17 protein-coding genes and 1 riboswitch are annotated in these 19,071 nt (G+C 47.0%); of the genes, 10 read left to right on the top strand and 7 right to left on the bottom strand.

All coding sequences use genetic code 11. The annotated features are described in order from the left end of the window. Positions 1-27 precede the first annotated feature (27 nt). Positions 28-708, bottom strand: coding sequence for a tetratricopeptide repeat protein (locus H6F52_RS13560; RefSeq protein ID WP_190535441.1), 681 nt, complete (start codon positions 706-708; stop codon positions 28-30). 222 nt (positions 709-930) lie between these two features. Between H6F52_RS13560 and H6F52_RS13555 the strand changes: the two genes are divergently transcribed. Together H6F52_RS13555 and H6F52_RS13550 are read left to right on the top strand one after the other, a co-directional pair. Next, on the top strand, positions 931-1,362 hold the full coding sequence (locus H6F52_RS13555) for a BlaI/MecI/CopY family transcriptional regulator (protein WP_190410694.1): 432 nt from the start codon (positions 931-933) through the stop codon (positions 1,360-1,362). Beyond that, on the top strand, positions 1,353-2,195 hold the full coding sequence (locus H6F52_RS13550; RefSeq protein WP_190432790.1) for a M56 family metallopeptidase: 843 nt from the start codon (positions 1,353-1,355) through the stop codon (positions 2,193-2,195). The genes H6F52_RS13555 and H6F52_RS13550 overlap by 10 nt, the downstream gene beginning before the upstream one ends. A gap of 97 nt (positions 2,196-2,292) precedes the next feature. On the opposite strand, the gene H6F52_RS13545 is transcribed toward H6F52_RS13550, so the two are convergent. Next, positions 2,293-2,955: a HupE/UreJ family protein gene (locus tag H6F52_RS13545; protein ID WP_190535438.1), complete on the bottom strand. Its 663-nt coding sequence runs from the start codon at positions 2,953-2,955 to the stop codon at positions 2,293-2,295. Positions 2,956-2,976: 21 nt separating this feature from the next. Further along, positions 2,977-3,127, bottom strand: a riboswitch (cobalamin riboswitch). 95 nt (positions 3,128-3,222) lie between these two features. Between H6F52_RS13545 and H6F52_RS26130 the strand changes: the two genes are divergently transcribed. Next, complete coding sequence (locus H6F52_RS26130; RefSeq protein WP_277878954.1) at positions 3,223-3,348, top strand: hypothetical protein; 126 nt, start codon at positions 3,223-3,225, stop codon at positions 3,346-3,348. Between the two features lie 12 nt (positions 3,349-3,360). On the opposite strand, the gene H6F52_RS13540 is transcribed toward H6F52_RS26130, so the two are convergent. The 4 genes from H6F52_RS13540 to H6F52_RS13525 all read right to left on the bottom strand — a co-directional run bounded on the left by H6F52_RS13540 (position 3,361) and on the right by H6F52_RS13525 (position 9,567). Then, on the bottom strand, positions 3,361-5,109 hold the full coding sequence (locus H6F52_RS13540; protein ID WP_190410691.1) for an ABC transporter ATP-binding protein: 1,749 nt from the start codon (positions 5,107-5,109) through the stop codon (positions 3,361-3,363). A 128-nt stretch (positions 5,110-5,237) separates the two neighbouring features. After that, complete coding sequence (locus H6F52_RS13535) at positions 5,238-6,284, bottom strand: YdcF family protein (RefSeq protein ID WP_190410690.1); 1,047 nt, start codon at positions 6,282-6,284, stop codon at positions 5,238-5,240. 75 nt (positions 6,285-6,359) lie between these two features. Continuing rightward, on the bottom strand, positions 6,360-7,847 hold the full coding sequence (gene pap / locus H6F52_RS13530) for a polyphosphate:AMP phosphotransferase (RefSeq protein ID WP_190535435.1): 1,488 nt from the start codon (positions 7,845-7,847) through the stop codon (positions 6,360-6,362). 229 nt (positions 7,848-8,076) lie between these two features. Further along, entirely contained in the window at positions 8,077-9,567 is a 1,491-nt protein-coding gene (locus H6F52_RS13525) for a choice-of-anchor Q domain-containing protein (RefSeq protein ID WP_190535432.1), read from the bottom strand. A gap of 653 nt (positions 9,568-10,220) precedes the next feature. Between H6F52_RS13525 and H6F52_RS13520 the strand changes: the two genes are divergently transcribed. The 3 genes from H6F52_RS13520 to H6F52_RS13510 all read left to right on the top strand — a co-directional run bounded on the left by H6F52_RS13520 (position 10,221) and on the right by H6F52_RS13510 (position 14,516). After that, a complete protein-coding gene (locus H6F52_RS13520) occupies positions 10,221-12,875 on the top strand; it encodes a filamentous hemagglutinin N-terminal domain-containing protein (protein WP_190535429.1) in 2,655 nt (884 codons plus the stop codon). A gap of 248 nt (positions 12,876-13,123) precedes the next feature. Continuing rightward, positions 13,124-14,122 carry a UDP-glucose 4-epimerase GalE gene (galE, locus tag H6F52_RS13515; RefSeq protein ID WP_190535426.1) on the top strand — a complete coding sequence of 333 codons (999 nt, stop codon included), beginning with the start codon at positions 13,124-13,126 and terminating at the stop codon, positions 14,120-14,122. Next, positions 14,115-14,516 (top strand): hypothetical protein, encoded by a 402-nt coding sequence (locus H6F52_RS13510; protein ID WP_190410684.1) that lies wholly within the window; start codon positions 14,115-14,117, stop codon positions 14,514-14,516. The genes galE and H6F52_RS13510 overlap by 8 nt, the downstream gene beginning before the upstream one ends. Before the next feature lie 44 nt (positions 14,517-14,560). On the opposite strand, the gene H6F52_RS13505 is transcribed toward H6F52_RS13510, so the two are convergent. Beyond that, a complete protein-coding gene (locus tag H6F52_RS13505) occupies positions 14,561-14,707 on the bottom strand; it encodes a hypothetical protein (RefSeq protein WP_190432807.1) in 147 nt (48 codons plus the stop codon). A gap of 27 nt (positions 14,708-14,734) precedes the next feature. On the opposite strand from H6F52_RS13505, the gene H6F52_RS13500 reads away from it, so the two are divergent. The 4 genes from H6F52_RS13500 to gmd all read left to right on the top strand — a co-directional run bounded on the left by H6F52_RS13500 (position 14,735) and on the right by gmd (position 18,996). Then, positions 14,735-15,046 (top strand): hypothetical protein, encoded by a 312-nt coding sequence (locus H6F52_RS13500; protein WP_190432809.1) that lies wholly within the window; start codon positions 14,735-14,737, stop codon positions 15,044-15,046. Positions 15,047-15,298: 252 nt separating this feature from the next. Then, positions 15,299-16,453, top strand: coding sequence for a glycosyltransferase (locus tag H6F52_RS13495; RefSeq protein ID WP_190432838.1), 1,155 nt, complete (start codon positions 15,299-15,301; stop codon positions 16,451-16,453). Between the two features lie 160 nt (positions 16,454-16,613). Further along, positions 16,614-17,363, top strand: a complete 750-nt coding sequence (locus tag H6F52_RS13490) for a sugar transferase (protein WP_190535423.1) — start codon at positions 16,614-16,616, stop codon at positions 17,361-17,363. Positions 17,364-17,916: 553 nt separating this feature from the next. Next, on the top strand, positions 17,917-18,996 hold the full coding sequence (gmd, locus tag H6F52_RS13485) for a GDP-mannose 4,6-dehydratase (RefSeq protein ID WP_190410680.1): 1,080 nt from the start codon (positions 17,917-17,919) through the stop codon (positions 18,994-18,996). Positions 18,997-19,071 lie beyond the last annotated feature (75 nt).

Here is a 19,071-nt window from a genome sequence, read left to right as displayed (position 1 = left end):
GCATGGATGATTCAAGGTAACAAATGATTAAGAAACTAGAAAATGACTTGACGAATGAAGCTCTTTAATTTCTTGTAGTAAACTTTGATATTGTTGTCGTTTCCCTTGTTGTAGATAGAGATCGGTGGCTTTCTCAAAATCTGCTCTCACTCCCTGCTTATCTCCCAGCGTGTAGTGAATGAGACAGCGACAGTGATAGGCATCGCCATCCTGAGGATTGAGTTCAATCGCTTGGCTAAAGTCTTCTATTGCTCCCGGATAATCTTGTAGTTGGGAGCGGACAAAACCCCGATTATAGTAAGCTAAAGCGAGGCTGGGGTCGATCTCAATTGCTTGGCTAAAGTCAGCGATCGCTCCTTGCGTATCTCCGAGGGCAGCGCGGGCAAGACCTTGATTCGTGTAAGCTTGAGCATTATCGGGATTGAGCCGAATTGCTTGGTTTAAATCAGCGATCGCTTCAGGGTAATCTCCGCTCAATACCTCGTAAACTCCGCGCTTGAAGAAGCCTTCAGCACTCATTTGAGCTGTATCGGTACTCGCCATTAGCGTGATTTGTAATGGCTGAGCTTGAGCCATCGACGGCGAATTCAGCAGTGCCATTACAATGCTGAAGATAATGCTGAAGATGACAATCTTGCGGGAAAGGCGACTCATAACATAGACGTTGAGAACATAGATGTTGAGAAAGCACTGCGTAACACCCGTCATTTAGTAGCCAATTGCTCACAGGCTGTCAGTCTGTGGCTACACAAACAAAGCCTGCCTACGCAGGCTCAATGTCAGCAGATTTGGCTCTGATTGGGATGCAACCCCATTATTTTGAGTTGAGTCGTTGTTGCCGTCAAAAGACAAGCTGTCAAACTTGAACAAGAGTGCAAGTTTGGAGTGTAAGCTTATTCAGAGATTGCACAAGGCACAAAGTTCAGATGTATGGTTCCTCTACCTAACTACCGTCCCAAACAACTTTCCCTTGGCCCTTTGGAAGCGGAGATTTTAAATATCGTCTGGGAACTCGGTTCTGCCACCGTTAAAGATGTACACGATCGCATTCTGGCTGACCCAGACCGAGAGTTAGCTTATACTTCTGTAACTACGGTGCTGCGTCGCCTGACCCAAAAAGGTTGGCTAGCTTGCGATAAACAAGAACGAAGCTTTTGCTGGCAACCTTTGGTATCGCGGGAAGAAGCGCAAGTCATTAAAGCTCACGAACAGTTACACCAGTTTTTGGCAGTGGGGAACCCGGATGTCGTCGCTGCCTTTGCAGATAGCTTGGATAGCGCTAGCGTAGAGCAAATAGAAGCGATCGCGCTTCGTCTTCAATCCGCACGCAAAGCGAGAGAGGAGGGAAAATCATGCATCTAGCGATGATTCTGACGGCGTTAGGATTGGCGTGGTGTCTGAGATGCACAGGGTTAGAGCCATCGGGAACTTGGACGCAACGCTGGCAACGATCCTTTGGGTTATTTTTGTTTCCGCCGCTGCTATTGATCGTGACAGCGATCGCAGTTATTTGCATGGGTGCAGACGGAAAAATGGGAGGACTGCAAGCCGGATGGTTCAGTTACTCCTTCGCCTGGGGATTTTTAGGCGTTGCCGGAATTTTATGTCTAAAGCTGGCACATGAAGGATGGCGTTCGGTACAACAGACACGCACTTATCCCCAAATCGAGCTTGAAGGTAAATTGGGTCGCCTTCTCAATGCCAGCGTTCTATTTAGCGCCCAAATTGGTTTCTGGCAGCCTGAATTAGTCGTCAGTCAGGGATTGTTAGAAACCCTCGATCGAGATCATCTAGAAGCAGTTCTCGCCCACGAACAAGCGCATTACTATTATCGGGATACGTTTTGGTTTTTCTGGCTTGGCTGGGTGCGCCAGATAACCGCTTGGTTGCCGAATACAGAAGCTTTGTGGCAAGAACTTTTACTATTGCGGGAACTTCGTGCGGATCGATGGGCGGCGCAACAAGTTGATCCCTTGTTGTTAGCAGAATCTCTGCTATTGGTGGTGAGTGTCTCGCCAGTACAGTCTGAAAGTTTCTGTGCAGCGTTCAGTGCCATGACCTCTCGAAATCGTTTAGAGGAGAGAATCGAAGCGCTTCTGGCACCATCAGAGGAGTCAGCTTCACCCAGCATATGGCTTTGGCATTGGATACTACTAGGGTTTCTGCCACTAGTAACCGTGCCGTTTCACACTTAAATTTTGGTGTTGCACAATCAGGATAATTTCTTTTCAAATTTCGCGCAAAGACGCAAAGTTTTTGTTAGCGTCTTTGCACCTTTGCGCGAGATTATCATTAACCGAGGACGGAATTACTCAAGAAAACCACTCCAATCGAGCAGATAACCAAACCGGCAAATCGCTGCCAGGATAAAGGTTGAGTGGCAGATTTCCGGCTCACTGCATTGCCAATCAGCATGGCAACCAAGGCAACGCCATATTGAATGAAAGTGAAACCCAGAAGGTAAGCAACAAGCGGCGTCATACCAGCACCGACGATTGCCTCGCCATAAGCATAGCCGTGAAATAAACCAGCAAGCGCTCCCAGCGCTATAAGAACCATCCAGTTTGGTTTGTTTGGCGTTAGCAGCAGCGCCCCAAAGACAATCACGGAACCGGCGATCGCTATCTCAGCTGCCGGTAAATCTAGATTGAGTAAATGAATCCCAGTTCCCGCCAAGGCTGCCAATACAAACCCAGCTGGGATGAACGCGCCCCGCACTTGCCCAACCGCCAGTAATCCAATCGCCACCACGAACGCAAAATGATCCAGTCCAATTAAGGGATGGGCTAGTCCTGAAAAGAACCCTTCAAATAAATTAGACGGCGTCTTGCCACCCATTGGATGGTGAGCGATCGCCCGCTGGGCGCATAGGAAAGTGCTAATTAAAACCAAAAATACAATTACTGTTCGGCTTTGCATCAGATTTAAGAAAGCAAAGCGTCTATCTTTAGACATAATTCTGTACCTCGCAGATTTCGCAAATCAATTTCTCTCGGCGGGTATTCTGGCTGAGAGACCAAAACGACGGATCTCATTACAGCTGCGGGACAGCGACGGTTTTACACCGAACTTTCCCCGTTACCTCTGGTGGCTGCTCCCCACCAGAACCGATTGAGTAGGGCAATCATATCACTTCAGTGCTGGCATTTTAAAAAGTATGGGTAAAATGAACCTCAAACAGATGACTCCAAGAGCCGCTTTATTTGAGGAGGAATCGGAAAAATGTGCGTTAATTGTCTGCTGGGTTCGGCTTTAATGTTCTTTACACCCAGGGTTTCCGAAGTACCATCCAACCCGACGAATCAAATTGCATTACCTCAAGAAACTCAAATAGCGATCGCTACTTGAGTGCCACTAAAATTAGCTGAGGATTTCCTTTAGCTCGTGCTGGTTCCAAAGCGAACGGTAAAGTCCAGGTTGTTGCAAAAGTTCGGCATGAGTCCCAGACTGCACAATTTGACCTCGATCCATCACAAAAATGCGATCGGCAGTTGCAGCCGCAGACAATTGGTGAGAGATAAAAATAACCGTTTTGCGCTGGATGCCTTCCGAAAGATTATTCAAAATGGCTGTGGCAGTTTGATTATCAACGCTGGAGAGAGCATCATCCAAAATCAGAATCGGGGAATCCATCAGCAAAGCACGGGCGAGAGCCGTCCGTTGTCGCTGTCCCCCTGAGAGGGTAATGCCGCGCTCACCCACAACGGTTTCGTATTGCTGGGGAAAATTGAGAATTTCCGGGTGAATTTGCGCTTGCTTGGCAGCATTAATAATCTCTGTCTGTTCGCTCAGAGGATTGCCGTAGCGAATATTGTTTTTGATGGTAGTGCTGAACAGAAAGCTGTCTTGCGGGACATAAGCGATCGCTCCGCGCAAATCGGGCAATTTGATCTGCGTAATATCATTGCCATCTACGAACAAACTATCGCTTGGAATATCCACTAATCGCGGCAAGGCATTGGCAAGTGTCGATTTTCCTGAGCCAATTGGTCCCACAATCGCCACGGTTTCCCCTGGTTCAATCGTAAAGCTAACATTCTTAAGCGCGGGAGTTTCGGCTCCCGGAAACGTATAACTGAGTTGACGGGCTGTTAATTTACCGCTTACTTTTTCAACGGGTAATGCGAGTGCATTCGGAGAATCTTTAATTTTGGCTTCTGCCATCAGAATTGACTCAATGCGGTCGATACTCACCTCACCTCGTTGGTAGGCAGTAATCGTAAAACCCAGTAAAGCGGTGGGGAAAACTAATCGTTCAGTATAGAGAATCAACGCCAGAAAATCGCCAATTGTGATCGCACCCGCCACAATTGATCGTGCTCCAACCCATAGCAATATCAGTAAGCTGATAAAAGCCATGCCTTGAATGATTGGAAACAAGACATTTCTGGTCTTTGCTAATTGGATATTGGCTTGCAACAGGCGATTATTTAACCGGGAGAAGGCACGGCGTTCGTTCTCCTCCTGAGCGTAGATTTTAATCAGACCAATCCCGCTCATATCCTCTTGAATCAACTCGCTGATGCTAGAGAGTTCCTCTTGCAACACCAGCTGTTCGTTCCGTAGGCGATCGCTAAATAGCTGCACAGCGATCAGCATAAACGGATAGACTGCGATCGCCAGCAGACTCAGCTTCAAATTAATCGATAGCATCACCGGCAATGTCAGTCCGTAGGCAAAGACTGTATTCGCCAAACTTAACACGGCAAATCCCAGCAGACGCCGGATATTATCCACATCGCTAGTCGCCCGGTTAATCAAATCTCCAGCAGTGTTGCTTGCAAAATAAGACGGTTCCAGAGTGAGTAGATGCTGAAAAATCTTTTGTTTCAGGTCAAATTCTACTTGTCGCCCGACTCCAAACAGCAAGATGCGCGAAGCCATCCGCACTACCCACATTGCCGAAGCCAGAATCAGGATTAGCGCTACATACTTCCAGATTTGAGCGAAGTCGAACGCTTGGCGGAGTTCGTCAACGCTATCTCGAATCAGCAAAGGGATATAAACGCCCACTGCATTCACAACAAACAGCGCGATAACGCCTAAGGTAGCCTGTCGCCAGTGGGGACGCAGATAAGCACCCAATTTTTGCAGCCGAGAGTGAGCCATTCTGTGAGGACTGAGGATTAAAAACTGAGAAAAGGCAACAGACAAAAAACTTTCTTGCAACCTGCAAGAAGCTTTCGCCTAACATCCAATCCCAAACCATCGTAGACGAATTGGCGCTCGTGCTGCTTCTATAAAACGAGGGGTGTCAACCAGCCGCGTAAGAAGTAGTAGATGAAAGTGAGATATTCTTCTACCACTCGCGTTGTCGTGACTAGCGCTTCCACGGTGGGAACAAAATCCGTGACGGTGATGCGTCGGGCAGGCGTTGCCCCACTTTGAAAGGTAAAGAAATCTGTAGCTCTGGGAATGACCGTGACGCCCAAATTGGCAAACGTAAGGTTGGCACGGCGAATATTTAAGCCGGAGGCAACGAGAATAATCCGGCGCGATCGAATACCGCGCTGCCTCAAGATTTCCTCAACTCTGACCGCACTGGTGCGGAGATCAACCCCACGCGGTTCAATCACAATTCGATTGCGGGGTACACCCATCCTGACCAGTAGCGCCGCGACATCGTTAGCCTCGTTAACACTATCTTGATTTCCTGTCAGCTCCGCTCTAGGTCCTGCACTGACAATCACTAAGGGGTCATTACCGCTCCGTAGCTGTTCTTGATACAGCTGAGCAGAGTATAGAATGCGATCGCCTGTATCAGTTAATTGAATCTGTGTCCGGTAGGGAAGATTGGGTTGTGTCGTCCCTCGCCCCAGCACCACAATCGCCCCCACAATTTGAGATCCGGTCGGCGTAATATCAGCCGGACATTGAGTTTGACAAATCAGTTGCCGTCGTTGCTCCAGTTGAATCGCCTCCACTTCCGCTTGCTGAGCCAGCCAGTAGGCAACGATTGGCAAACTAGACAACAGCAAAACGAAGAAGGCTATCCTAAGTTGGTTCCAGGCTACGCCTGTTAGCGCATTCTTTTTCACTCCGCCAATGGCGAACAACAAAAGCATAATCGACAACCCCAACGGTTTGAGCGGAAACGAAAGAATGTTCCAGGCACTCGATACCAACCTTTCATTGGGGTTGTAAAACGCCATCACCATGATGACAAACAACAGCAGCCCGCCCAACCAAGCGAGATATTGTTTGGGAATCCATCGCACTAACAAAAAATAGACTAAGGTGCCAATCAGCAGCCACAGCAGAACCCGCGTTAGTAGTAAAAACATAGTAGGTAATTGGTAATGGGTAATTGGTAATGGGTAATTGGTAACGACTATTCACCAGCGATTACCGATTGCCTCTTATTGACGTTTCAATTTTGCCCGAATCGCCTCGGTTACGGTTTGAATTACCTTAACACGGGCATAGTATTTATCATTCGCAGCAACAATTGTCCAGGGAGCGTTAGGAGTGTTCGTCCGCTGAATTGCTTGATTGACCGCCACTTCATAGAAAGCCCAATTGTCCCGATTTCGCCAATCTTCGGCGGTGAGTTTGTATTCTTTAAAGGGGTCATTCTGACGCGATATGAATCGCTGATACTGTTCTTCAGGACTAATATGCAGCCAGAACTTGACCAAAACGTAGCCTGCATTCGTCAGTTGGCTCTCAAACTCATTGATTTCCTGGTAGGCTCTGCGCCATTCCAGTTCTGTGGCAAAACCTTCAACACGCTCTACTAACACTCGCCCGTACCAGCTGCGGTCATCAATGCCAATTGTCCCTGCTGTTGGCAACCACCGCCAGAACCGCCAGAGGTAGTGATGCGCTTTCTCTTCATCCGTAGGTGCTGCGAAGGGATGAACGGCATAACTGCGGGGGTCGAGGACATCGGTTAAGCGTTTGATGGCTCCTCCTTTCCCAGCTGCATCCCAACCTTCAAACAGCACCAAGACGGGCACTTGATGTTTGTGAATCTTCATCTGAAGCTTCAGCAGTTCTACTTGGGCATCGCGTAACTGCTTTTTGTACTCATCCCTGGAGAGAGCAAGATTGAGATCGACTTGCGCTAAGAGATCCGGCTCTGCTGGGTTGAGGTGTTTTTGAGGGGGTACAGGGGTGATAGGCGTCCGAATGTGAAGTCGGTCGAGGGCTTCTGTAAGAGTGGCAGCGAATTGGGTGAGGACTTTGACCTGCGCCCAGCGTTGGCAGTTGCCCTCCACTAATGTCCAGGGGGCGGAGCCAGTGCTGGTTTGGACGAGCATTTCTTCGGCATAATCTACATATTTACCGTAGTGTTTCTCTTGTTTCCAGTCTTCCGGACGCACTCGCCAAGCGTCTAACGGATCTTTGGCATATTCTTTGAGTCGGTGCTTTAATTCTTTGCGGCTTAGATGAATCCAGAATTTAGCGATCGCATTTCCATCATCCACCAGTTGGCGCTCAAAGGCGTTTATCTGGGCCATCACGCTTGGGATTTTTGAGTCCTCGATTCGTGCAAACAGCCGGTCTTCTAAAACATGGGTGTACCAGCTATGATAAAAAATCCCAATACTGCCCTTGACTGGCAGTCTCCGCCAGAAGCGCCACAAAAAAGGGTATTGTTGCTCTTCCTGGTTGGGAGGCCAAATCGGGTGAACCGTAAACCCTCGCGGGTCCATGTAATTGACCATTTTCTTGACTAAAGCACCTTTCCCCGCTGCCGCCCAACCTTCCAGCACGACAATCATGGGTAGCTTTTTGTCCCAGCAAGCCTTTTGGAGCGATCGCACTTGACGCATTAGCGTCTCAATCTGAGACTCGTAAGTATTTTTATCGAGGGAAAGATCCAAATCCAGCGTATCCAGCATGATGTTGACTAGAGAAGAATAGTACCTTTGACTATCTCCTAGTCTTGCACCTGTTGAGCTAACTATTCAGTAACAATCTGCAAATGTCAAAGCTTAGACATAAAAATACAGGAGCCAAAAACAAGAAGACAAAAGCGCTTTTTCTTCTTGTTTTCGGCTCCAGGCACTAGATAGTTTGAAAAGAATCGGTAATTGGTAAATTACATCCCGTTACCAACTACCCATCTGATTATTTTGCTTCAAATGCTCCGATATCGCAAACACCACCTTGCGGTCTGGCAACACCTCGTTGATCCGTTGCCAAGCAAGTCGCGTTATTTCCTGTATTAATCGCTGGACTCCCTGCTAATAAGGGTAGAGTCTGAGTCAAACCACCAGTCGCAGAAAGTGCACCTAGCATTGGTTCAACAATCGTGATGCCAACCGCGCAGTTTTTGTCAGTGGGATCGTTTGGGTTTTTGGCGGGAAATTGGATATTGTTGCCGCCATTAGTCATTTCGTCAGAACAATTCTGCTTAATATTCCAGGTATTCCCGCCATTATCCGCTTTATTGTTAGCGATAATTGTATTTTTCAGGGTTATATCTGGACTGCTGCCAAAAATACCAGCCCCCATAAACCCAGCATAATTGTTAGCAATCGTGACATTATTGATGGTCATCTTGCCACTGGTTCTCATGATTGCGCCGCCTAGACCCCCCTTGGCATCTGGAGTCACAGCACGATTCCCTGAAAAAGTAGTATTAGAAACTTCTGCGCTTACGTCATTTCCCGTCCACAGTCCCCCGCCCTGATTCGCAGAAATGTTGCCAGAGAAGGTAGTGTTCCTCACTATAAAAATAGTGCTGTTTGTTCCGGCAGTGTAATTAGGGGCAGTTGTGGTGCCACCGACCACGAAAATAGCACCGCCAAATCCTTTGTCGCCAGTGCCCGTAACGCTATTTCCAGAGAAGGTGTTATTTTCGATTGTCGTCGTATTGTTGTTATAAAGTTGATTAAAAAAAGCCCCGCCTTGATTGGTGGCAATATTGTTTGTGAAGGTGTTGTTCCGGAGAATAATTTTACCTAAATTACCATTCGCACCATCATTATAAATGGCACCACCCGCCCCCCCAGGAGCCACAATTCCAGCGGTATTTCCCGTGAAAGTGCTATTCGTTACGGTTAAGTCGCTGAGCAAGTCATAGATTGCTCCGCCGAGGCTAGCTTGATTTCCGGTAAAAGTGCTTTTATCTACAACAATTGTACTTTCACTCTTACTATAGATTGCACCGCCTCCCGCCTCTCCCGGCATTGTTGATTTGTTGTTGTTAAAGGTACAGTTTAGTACCACTAACTTACCTCTGTAGCCGCTATAAACGCCGCCACCATTTTCGGTACTAAAGCCATTCGCAATAGTGAGATTTCTTAGAGTCAGTTGAACGAGGCTATCAGTGGAAAAAATCCGATTAGTTCCATTTCCGCTGAGAGTTACTACACTTCGTCCGTCGATTACTGTATTCGCGGAAAGTACCTTTTCTTTCACTACAATCGTATGCGGACTAGAACCACAATTAAAGGTTACAGTCCCCCCGCCTACTAAAGCAGTATCTAAAGCAGTTTCAGTACAACTTGCAGCGGTTCCGTTCCCGACAGTTCCAGCCGCCTCAGCTTTTTGATGTGAGGAAATCGTTAAGGCAACACAGAAAGCGAGAGTTAAGAAATAGAGCGGTTGTTTCATACCAAAAACCTCATTATTCAATATTAGAAGAGATTTATTGTTCGCAATTGCATGACCAAATGAGCTTACTTATTTTTGGGCGTAGAATACTGTGCAATTGCAAAAAAAGGTTGGAACTGAGCAAGGTTAGAAGCTAAGCTAACAACCCAGATATTTGACAGACTCAATATTTGTTGGTTTCCTAACAAATCCGGCAGTCTCAGATCGAGGAATAAGTTGTAATCTGAAATAGAGTCTTTACCAAAAATAGGAATTTTAATCCTCCGCGAATATACGTAGTTTTAACTTTGTAAAATTGTCTTACAACAAGCCTTGTTAAATACTTCTTTGTTATAGCTGTCAATCCGGAAACCTTTTCAATGTTCAGTAAATTTACACAGGTTTTATAGTATTAAAGCATTGTCAAAGTACAAATATGTTTTTATTTAAAAACAGAAATCATGGTTAACCGTAGAATTAGCTATTAATTCGTACTTCTGCGTACACAATAAAAGTACTTTTATCCCTATATTTACACAAATAGAGTTTAATAAAATTCGCTTTTAGAAATATTTTATTTATTTATTAATGAAGCCTGTTTGAGATCCTGATAGTTCTATCAATCCTGGTAATGAGGAGCAGGATAAATCATGACCCCAATGGGTTAACACCAGATGAAATCAGCTTTTGAAAGTTCTGGCGTATTGCTTAGCTTACTTGCCGTTGCACCAGCGATCGCTGTGAAACCGGCACAGGCAGAAACGATTGTTCCAGCTCAAGACGGTACGGGCACAATTGCCGCTCCTGAAGGCAATACAATCAATATCGGCGGAGGAAAACTGTCTGGTGATGGAGCAAACCTTTTCCACAGCTTTGAGCAATTTAACCTCAATGCAGACCAAATAGCTAACTTTATTTCTAATCCCAAAATTGAAAATATTTTAGGCAGAGTAGTGGGTGGAGATCCCTCTACCATTGATGGCTTAATTAAAGTCACCGGAGGAAATTCTAATTTATACCTGATGAATCCATCGGGGATTATATTTGGTGCCAATGCCAGATTGGATGTGCCGGGAAGCTTTACCGCAACCACTGCCACAGGGATTGGTCTTGGCTCTAATTCTTTTAATGCTAGCGGCAATAATAATTACGCAACCTTAACGGGAATGCCCAGCAGTTATTCGTTTAATACCGCTCAACCGAGTGCTATTGTCAACTCCGGAGAACTAGCAGTTAAAGAAGGGCAAAATCTTACCTTGCTGGGTGGCACTGTTGTTAGCCAGGGAACTCTGTCAGCACCAAGCGGTAAACTAATTGTGGCAGCAGTACCGGGTCAGAATACAGTCCGGATTAGTCAACCCGGACAATTGCTAAGTTTGGAGATTCAACCCATTTCTCCTGATGCTAGTCAGTCCTCAACCGCAACAGTTTCCTCTCTACCCCAGCTACTAACAGGTAGCAAAGCGGGAAATGCCACTGGACTGACTACAAATAGCAAAGGAGAGGTAGAACTAACAGGTTCTGGTATCAAAGTAGAAGCGGGGGATGTGGTAGTCCGTCAGCTCAATGCGGGAACAGCTACACTTTCAGCCAACCATAATTTGACTCTGGTTGAAAGCCAAATACAGACATCTGAGGATATGAATTTGCTGGCAAAAGATACCGTGCGAGTGCGGGATAGCGTCGCGACCCCTTTTGTAGCGAAGGCGGGAGGGAATCTCACCGTTCAAGGCAATCAAGCGGTTGATATTTTGGCACTGAATCACCCAGAAACACCCTTTCAAAGTGGCGGCAATCTCAGTTTAATCAGTGATGGAGTGATTTCTGGAGATGCTCACTATTCAGCAGGGGGGAATTTCTCAATTCTCAACTTATCGGGAGCTGGCGGCAAGTTTCAAAGTATTTATGACCCCATCATTACGTCTGATGGCGATGTCATGCTTGATTCTTATACGGGTGCTTCCCTGAAGATAATCGCAGCCGGAAAAATTACGATTAGTGGAGATATCGTCATTAATGCGATCGATCCAGAGGTAGATCCTAATAGTCGTGCCCTGCTTTTACAAGCAGGTGCGACTGGGACAACTGATAACGTACCCTTCGCCGAACCCTTTCCGGGTGCCCCTCCCGAATATTTTGACGATGCAGGCGCAAATCCCTCCTACACAACCTTTGTGAAATCTCCTACCTCAGCTGGAACGATTACAGTTGCAGGAACCATTAAATCTGATGATTTATTGGGACCAGCGGAACCTTTAAATGTTACCTTGTCGGCACCGGGTGATATTAATGTTCAAACCATTCAGTCGTCTGGTGGAAATATAAGTATTAGCAGCACCAGCGGTTCTATTAATGCCGCCGATCCAGTTAATCAAGTTTACAATTTAGACTCTCGCAATCGCCCTGGTAATGCAGGTGCAATTACCCTCAGCGCCCCATCGGGAAATATTACAACCGGAGATATCTTTTCCTCTTCTGATAACTTTGGCACGGCTGCTTCTGGGACTGGCGGCGCGATCGCAATTAGCGCCGGAGGCAATATCAAGACTGAAACCATAGATTCCAGTTCTAAGTGCAATTCTTGCTCTTCCTCTGGCAATGGTGGTGACATCACGCTGATTGCTGGTAATGATATCGCCGCCAAAATCATCGATGCTCAGAGTCTTGGCAGTGGCACTGGCGGTAATGTAACTATCGCGGCGGGACAGAATCTCACCGTTGATAATAAGTTTGTTACTTTTACCTACAATAACCCCAGCATTAACACGACCGGAACGGGCGGGGGTGGAGCCATTAATATCAATCATCACGGGGGAGTTCCAGTCCCCTCGACTCCATTTGTTGTTGGCGATCCCACGACGAATGGAACTGCCCAAGCCATCACCACGGGCACTTCGACAATTTCGCCCCCCGAATCTTTCCCCGGTGGAACGGTTCAGGGCAATATTACGATCAATACCACTCCTCCACCGCCAATTCCTGCGCCAATTCCTGCGCCAATTCCTGCGCCAACTCCCGTGCCAAGTCCTGCGCCAACTCCTACCCCCATACCCAGTTCAAATCCCCAACCGGAACCTGGGAACCAACCCAAGACAGAAATTGTGACAGACTTTCAAGGAAATACACTCTCACCTGTACCAGTAGCGGGTGCAGAAAATCAAAGACCGATTTTGTGTACGGTAGAGAGTCTCGAAGATGAAAAGCTGCCACTTTTACACAGGTTGCCTCGCTGTCAAGAACACCGCGATCGCCGCAATCAACCACCGGCAAGCTCTAAAACCCTGTTTGTTCCCCGACAACAAAGCGATCGCGCAGTTCCTCAAAAGTAATCAAGGTCACTAAAGCGCTGGGTTGTAAGCTTAGCCGCAAAAATCTCTAAGATATAATTTTGAATCGCACAGAAATGGGGATGCTTCCGCGTTTCTGTGCGATTTTCAGACGAAAGAGGTATGCGATCGCTAGTTTGGTGAAGGAAAGTATTTATAAGGAACACAGGCTCTCTTACTGAGGACAACGCATTGCCCTCAGTTAGCTATCCTTATAAAGCACTGATTCAAAGTTTGAGAAGGTATTGAACGTGTCGCAAGTCAAACCAACCATTCTGGTGACGGGTGGAGCTGGATATATTGGAACCCATGCCGTACTGGCGCTGATCAAGGCGGGCTATGGGGTAGTGGTATTGGATAACCTGGTGTACGGACATCGGGAATTGGTGGAAAATGTACTCAAGGTAGAGCTGGTAGTGGGAGATATGAGCGATCGCGCGCTCCTCGACCAACTCTTTGCCACTCGCAACATTGCGGCAGTTATGCACTTTGCCGCTTATATTGCTGTGGGAGAGTCCGTCACCGATCCCGCGAAATACTACCACAACAACGTCGCTGGCACTCTGACACTGCTAGAAGCAATGGTGGCTGCAAACGTGAAGAAATTTGTCTTTTCTTCCACTTGCGCCATCTACGGGATGCCCCAGGAAGTTCCCATGACCGAACACCATCCCCAAAATCCCCTCAGTCCTTACGCAACCAGTAAGTGGATGGTAGAGAAAATTCTGGCGGATTTTGATCTCGCCTACGATTTCAGGTCTGTGGCGTTCCGCTATTTCAATGCGTCTGGTGCGAATCCCGATGGCTTACTCGGTGAGGATCACGAGCCAGAAACGCACCTGATTCCCCTGGTACTTCAGACAGCTTTGGGCAAACGGGAATCTATCTTCATTCTCGGCACCGATTACCCGACCCCAGATGGCACCGGAATTCGGGACTACATCCACGTCAGCGACTTAGCAGATGCTCACGTTTTAGGGCTAGAGTATCTCCTGCAAGGGGGAACGAGCGATGTCTTTAACTTAGGAAATGGCAACGGTTTCTCAGTCAGAGAAGTGATTGAGACAGCCAAGGCGGTAACAGGTCGGGAGATTCCCGCAGTAGAACGCGATCGCCGTGCCGGGGACGCCCCTATTTTAGTCGGCAGCAGCGATAAAGCAAAAAAAATCCTCGGTTGGTGTCCGCAATACGCAGACCTGAGTAAAATCGTTGCTGACGCTTGGCAATGGCATCAGCATCGTCATGGATAATTCTGGAGTGGAAGTTAGATTAGGTCGTTTAGAATCGATTGTTGAACAAATTGCAGAGGCAGTACTTGCCAGCGCTGACACAATTGACCGTCTTGGCGAGCGAGTAGATGCTCTCACAATTCAAGTACAACAACAGGGAAACCTTAGGGAGGCAGTAATTGCCACTAATGAGACAATTAACCGCCTTGCTGACCGAGTGGATGCCCTGACCATTCAAGTACAAGAACAGGGGCATCAAGTCCAACAGCAGCACTATCAAATTTTTGCCTTAAGCGATGCGGTGCAAACCTTGGCAGAAACCCAAGATGATTCTCTTGTGCGGTTGATGCAGCTAACAGAAGCTTTACAACGCCTTGTGGATGCCATTGAAGCAACCGAAGAGACCGAATCTTAATCTCGGTCTCTGGTTTGCCATCGTATCCCGATTGGCTGTCAATCCTAGGGAAATAAAGTGGAAGTACCCATCAACTCATCAGGAGAGTTTTCATGCACTTTCTTCGTCGGTACGCTGTCATCCTTCCCGTGACTGCCGCCGTCAGTTTCTCGATTGTCAGTTGCACCGAAAGCAAAATCACTCAGTGTCAAAAGATTTTCAAGATTACCAATGAAACGGTGAATGAAACCAAAACCGTGACCAATGGAGGTCAGAATAGCTCTCCAGAAGCGCTAGCTAAAACAGCCGAGATTTGGGATAAATCAGCTCAAAAAATGACAAATATTAGCGTCAACGATCCAAAGCTTAAAAAGTTTCAAGCTGATTTTATTAGAATGTATCGAGAGAGTAGTAAGGCAACTCGCGAATATGTTTCAGCTCTCAAAAAAAGGGATTTTCCCGCAGTTGACGCTGGATTTAAAAAATTGCAGAAATCCTATAATCCAGAAAAAAATTTAGTAAACGGGATAAACAGTTACTGTGGAAGTTAACCAAAAGCTGCCTGCGATTTCTACTCGCTCTCTAAAGCTCAAAAAAGTAGTAGAAGAGAAGAATCAGGCTATTTTTCTAAGCTAAGTTCTAGGAAGTCTATTTTTAATTCCCTGTAATCCAGTGTCAGGCGTGCAAAAGTGCGGTAATGCACTTAGAGTCTACAGCGATCGCTCTTGAGCTAGCGATCGCTGGCTGAGGAGTGAGTAAAATTTACACTCAGCCCTTAAGTACGCGCAACTGTGAAGTCAGCTTTGTCATTAAAGTATGCCCTCGTCCATGAATGGTTGACCCCCCAAGCTACTGGCGGGTCAGAACTTGTTGTCCGGGAAATCCTCAAGCACATTGATGCCGACCTCTATGCCCTAATTGACTTTGAATCCACCAATCCCGAAAGTTATCTCTTCAATCGCCCCATTGGCACCACATTCCTGCAACACTTCCCGAAAGCCCGCAGTGGCGTCCAAAAATATCTCCCTCTACTACCACTAGCGATTGAACAGCTAGACTTACGCGACTATGACGTCATTCTCTCCTCTGCCCACGCTGTCGCCAAAGGAGTCCTCACCAGCCCGCAACAACTGCATATCTGCTACTGCCATACGCCCATGCGCTACGCCTGGGATTTAACTTTTGATTACTTAGACAGTAGCCGACTAGGACGGGGTCTCCCAGGCATCCTGACTCGGTATCTACTCCATCAACTGCGTCAGTGGGATGTACTCTCCGCAAACCGCGTTGATTATTTCATCGCCAACTCCCAACACACCGCACGTCGCATCTGGCGCTGCTATCGGCGGCAAGCAGAAGTCATTTATCCACCCGTCAATATCGAGCGGTTTTCCTTTCAGCCCCAGAAAGAAGATTTTTACCTCACCGTTTCCCGGCTGGTGAGTTACAAGCAAGTATCTTTAATTGTCCGATCTTTTAACCAACTGGGACGCCCGCTTGTGGTGATTGGCACGGGGCCGGAACTTGACGAAATGCGCCAGCTAGCGAAACCCAATGTAAAAGTGCTAGGGTCACAACCAGATGATGTTGTTGAGCAGTATATGGCTCAAGCAAAAGCATTTGTATATGCAGCCTGTGAAGACTTTGGCATGGCGTTGGTAGAAGCCCAAGCTTGTGGCACTCCTGCGATCGCCTATGGTGCTGGTGGGGCATTAGAAACCGTTCTGGATATTCGGGAACACCCGACACAGGGGACTGGCTTATTTTTTCCAGCCCAAACAGAAGCGGCTTTGATAGAAGCGGTAAAAACCTTTGAAGCATCGCAAGGATTATTTAATCCGGAGATTGCTAGAGTCCGCGCTTCTCAGTTCGCCCCTCAAACTTTCCAGAAGCGCTATCTAGCCTTTCTAGAGAGCTGTTATCAAGAATTTCAGTCATCCTCAGCCATTCGTCCCTAATCATCAGTCATGCTCTTTAGCCGATTGCTAAAAACCCATGACTAATGACCAATGACCTATGACTAATGACCAAATTCTACTTTCTGGGACTCCATTAGCTGTCTTCAGGCGTCTTGTGGCTTTATGATCGGGACTGTGTGGTGTGAAGTGAAGGAGTAAGATGACTGCCGAAAGCCAACTTATCTCCGGCAAGATGTTGTGGGCGTTCGTGAAGCGAGGTTTTCAACCACTCGCGCCGACAGGTAGGCCCAGAGGTTTGAGCAAACAGCAAGACCTCCCCCTACAGCGTCTAGACCGAGATTTCGCTAAGCGATGTTTTGATGTTCTGTTTTCACTGTCGGTTTTGATTTTGTTTTCTCCCGTTTACCTGTTGTTGGCCTTGCTGATTGCTCTTAGCACACGAGGTCCCATTTTTTATGTCCAGGAACGAATCGGGAAAAATCATCAGCCTTTTGGCTGTCTCAAATTCAGAACGATGGTGCCAAATGCAGACGAAGTTTTGCTGCAAATGATGGCAACCTCACCCCATCTGCGTCAGGAATTCGAGGATAATTTCAAACTCAAAGACGACCCTCGAATTACATGGATTGGTAAATTCCTACGGGTAACTAGCCTGGATGAGTTTCCCCAATTCTGGAACGTTCTTAAAGGGGACATGAGCGTTGTCGGGCCAAGACCTCTCGTTGCCGAGGAGTTGTCAAAATACGGACATCACATTGACAAAGTGCTGACGATTCGACCTGGAATCACCGGATTATGGCAAGTTTCTGGGCGCAATGACATCCCTTATCCGCGCCGAGTCCAGATAGATGTCTATTACGTCAATGCCAGGAATTTCTGGCTGGATTTGTGGCTAGTTGTAAAAACAATTGGCGTTGTCGTTTCCCCCAAAGACAATGGTGCCTACTGAAACATAGCTAATGTTCGGCAATCTATAACTCAAGTCAAGTTCTTTGAACAACGGCTCCTACAGCTTTCCTCCTTGTGTAGAGAGAGCTGTAGTATTTTGTCGTTCATCGTTTGATGAGTTAGTACAGCGCTGGGAGTTACGCTTGCCTCTACAGCAGGTAAACTCTTCATGTCTAATTTCAGAGTTTAGATAAATTGGTTGTTGTAATGGCGATTAATTAATTTGTGTCGCTCAGAATTTATGCAACAGGTATTGTAGGTACTCTTGCAAGAAGCTTTTCCCCTCTTCTTTGCTCAACATTTAGTCCACCGTCGAAATACGTAAGTCTTATTGCCGATGCTTAGCAGAATCTACGTATATTCCTGATGTTGCGCCAGAGATTTTGCGTTAACGTAAGGAGTGAATTAAGGATTTCCTCTACTTACAGAGGGATTTTTCATAAATTTGGGTGCAAGTGACTCTTGCTGCAATGTTAGCGAGAGAAAGCTTACAGGATAATTACCAGTTACTGTTAAGACGATTGTTTCGTCACAGGCTATAGGGAATACTAAGTATGACGCAACGCAAGCGAGCGCTAATTACGGGCATTACGGGACAAGACGGTTCTTACTTGAGCGAATTTTTGCTTGAGCAAGGCTATGAAGTTCACGGGATCATTCGCCGAACTTCTACATTTAATACAGACCGGATCGATTATATGTATGAAGACCCTCACAAAGAGGGTGTGCGGTTGTTTCTGCACTATGGCGATTTAACCGATGGCACAACTCTACGCCGGATTTTAGAACAAGTCCAGCCGGTAGAAATTTATAATTTAGGTGCCCAATCCCACGTCCGCGTTAGTTTTGACTCGCCGGAATACACCGTTGATGCGGTCGGGATGGGGACGCTACGCCTTTTGGAAGCGATTCGGGACTACCAGCAGCGTACCGGCATTGAGGTACGGTTTTATCAGGCGGGTTCTTCTGAGATGTTTGGTAAGGTACAAGAAGTGCCTCAGAAGGAAACCACACCGTTTTATCCTCGCAGTCCTTATGCCTGTGCGAAGCTTTACGCTCACTGGCAGACGGTGAATTATCGGGAATCCTACGGCCTGTTTGCGTGTAACGGGATACTCTTTAACCACGAAAGTCCACGGAGAGGCGAGACGTTTGTCACGCGCAAAATTACCAGAGCGATCGCTCGCATTGTTGCCGGGAAGCAGAAAAAAATCTACCTGGGCAATCTCGATTCCAAGCGGGATTGGGGCTATGCAAAAGACTATGTAAGAGCAATGTGGCTGATGCTACAGCAACAGGAAGCAGATGATTACGTTGTAGCCACAGGAGAAACTTACTCCATTCGTCAATTCCTGGATATTGCCTTTGAACACGTCAATCTAGATTGGAAAGACTACGTAGAGTTTGACGAACGCTATTTGCGCCCAGCGGAAGTGGATTTACTGATTGGCGATCCCACGAAGGCGCACCAAAAGCTGGGTTGGAAACCATCGGTTACTTTTGAAGAATTAGTTCGCTTGATGGTAGAAGCGGATATGCAAGCTTTGGGCTTGAATTGTCCGAATGGCAATGGTTCGCACTCGCCTCTGGATCTTGCCACGATTCGCCAGAATGTAGGTAGTATGCACGATTAAGTCGTTTTGACTTGTAGGGGCAAGAGCGATCCCCGCGCCCTACTGAGTGATGAGTGATGAGTTTTTCATTAACTC

Origin of the sequence: Coleofasciculus sp. FACHB-542, assembly GCF_014695825.1 — a bacterium.
In the GTDB taxonomy this organism is placed as follows: domain Bacteria; phylum Cyanobacteriota; class Cyanobacteriia; order Cyanobacteriales; family FACHB-T130; genus FACHB-T130.
This window is presented reverse-complemented; position numbering and strand designations above follow the sequence as displayed.

Bases quoted from the DNA above. Each gene is read 5' to 3' on its own strand.
- H6F52_RS13560 (WP_190535441.1), bottom strand. From the start codon at position 708: ATGACGGGTGTTACGCAGTGCTTTCTCAACATCTATGTTCTCAACGTC.
- H6F52_RS13555 (WP_190410694.1), top strand. From the start codon at position 931: ATGGTTCCTCTACCTAACTACCGTCCCAAACAACTTTCCCTTGGCCCT.
- H6F52_RS13550 (WP_190432790.1), top strand. From the start codon at position 1,353: ATGCATCTAGCGATGATTCTGACGGCGTTAGGATTGGCGTGGTGTCTG.
- H6F52_RS13545 (WP_190535438.1), bottom strand. From the start codon at position 2,955: ATGTCTAAAGATAGACGCTTTGCTTTCTTAAATCTGATGCAAAGCCGA.
- H6F52_RS26130 (WP_277878954.1), top strand. From the start codon at position 3,223: ATGTGCGTTAATTGTCTGCTGGGTTCGGCTTTAATGTTCTTTACACCC.
- H6F52_RS13540 (WP_190410691.1), bottom strand. From the start codon at position 5,109: ATGGCTCACTCTCGGCTGCAAAAATTGGGTGCTTATCTGCGTCCCCAC.
- H6F52_RS13535 (WP_190410690.1), bottom strand. From the start codon at position 6,284: ATGTTTTTACTACTAACGCGGGTTCTGCTGTGGCTGCTGATTGGCACC.
- pap (WP_190535435.1), bottom strand. From the start codon at position 7,847: ATGCTGGATACGCTGGATTTGGATCTTTCCCTCGATAAAAATACTTAC.
- H6F52_RS13525 (WP_190535432.1), bottom strand. From the start codon at position 9,567: ATGAAACAACCGCTCTATTTCTTAACTCTCGCTTTCTGTGTTGCCTTA.
- H6F52_RS13520 (WP_190535429.1), top strand. From the start codon at position 10,221: ATGAAATCAGCTTTTGAAAGTTCTGGCGTATTGCTTAGCTTACTTGCC.
- H6F52_RS13510 (WP_190410684.1), top strand. From the start codon at position 14,115: ATGGATAATTCTGGAGTGGAAGTTAGATTAGGTCGTTTAGAATCGATT.
- H6F52_RS13490 (WP_190535423.1), top strand. From the start codon at position 16,614: ATGACTGCCGAAAGCCAACTTATCTCCGGCAAGATGTTGTGGGCGTTC.
- gmd (WP_190410680.1), top strand. From the start codon at position 17,917: ATGACGCAACGCAAGCGAGCGCTAATTACGGGCATTACGGGACAAGAC.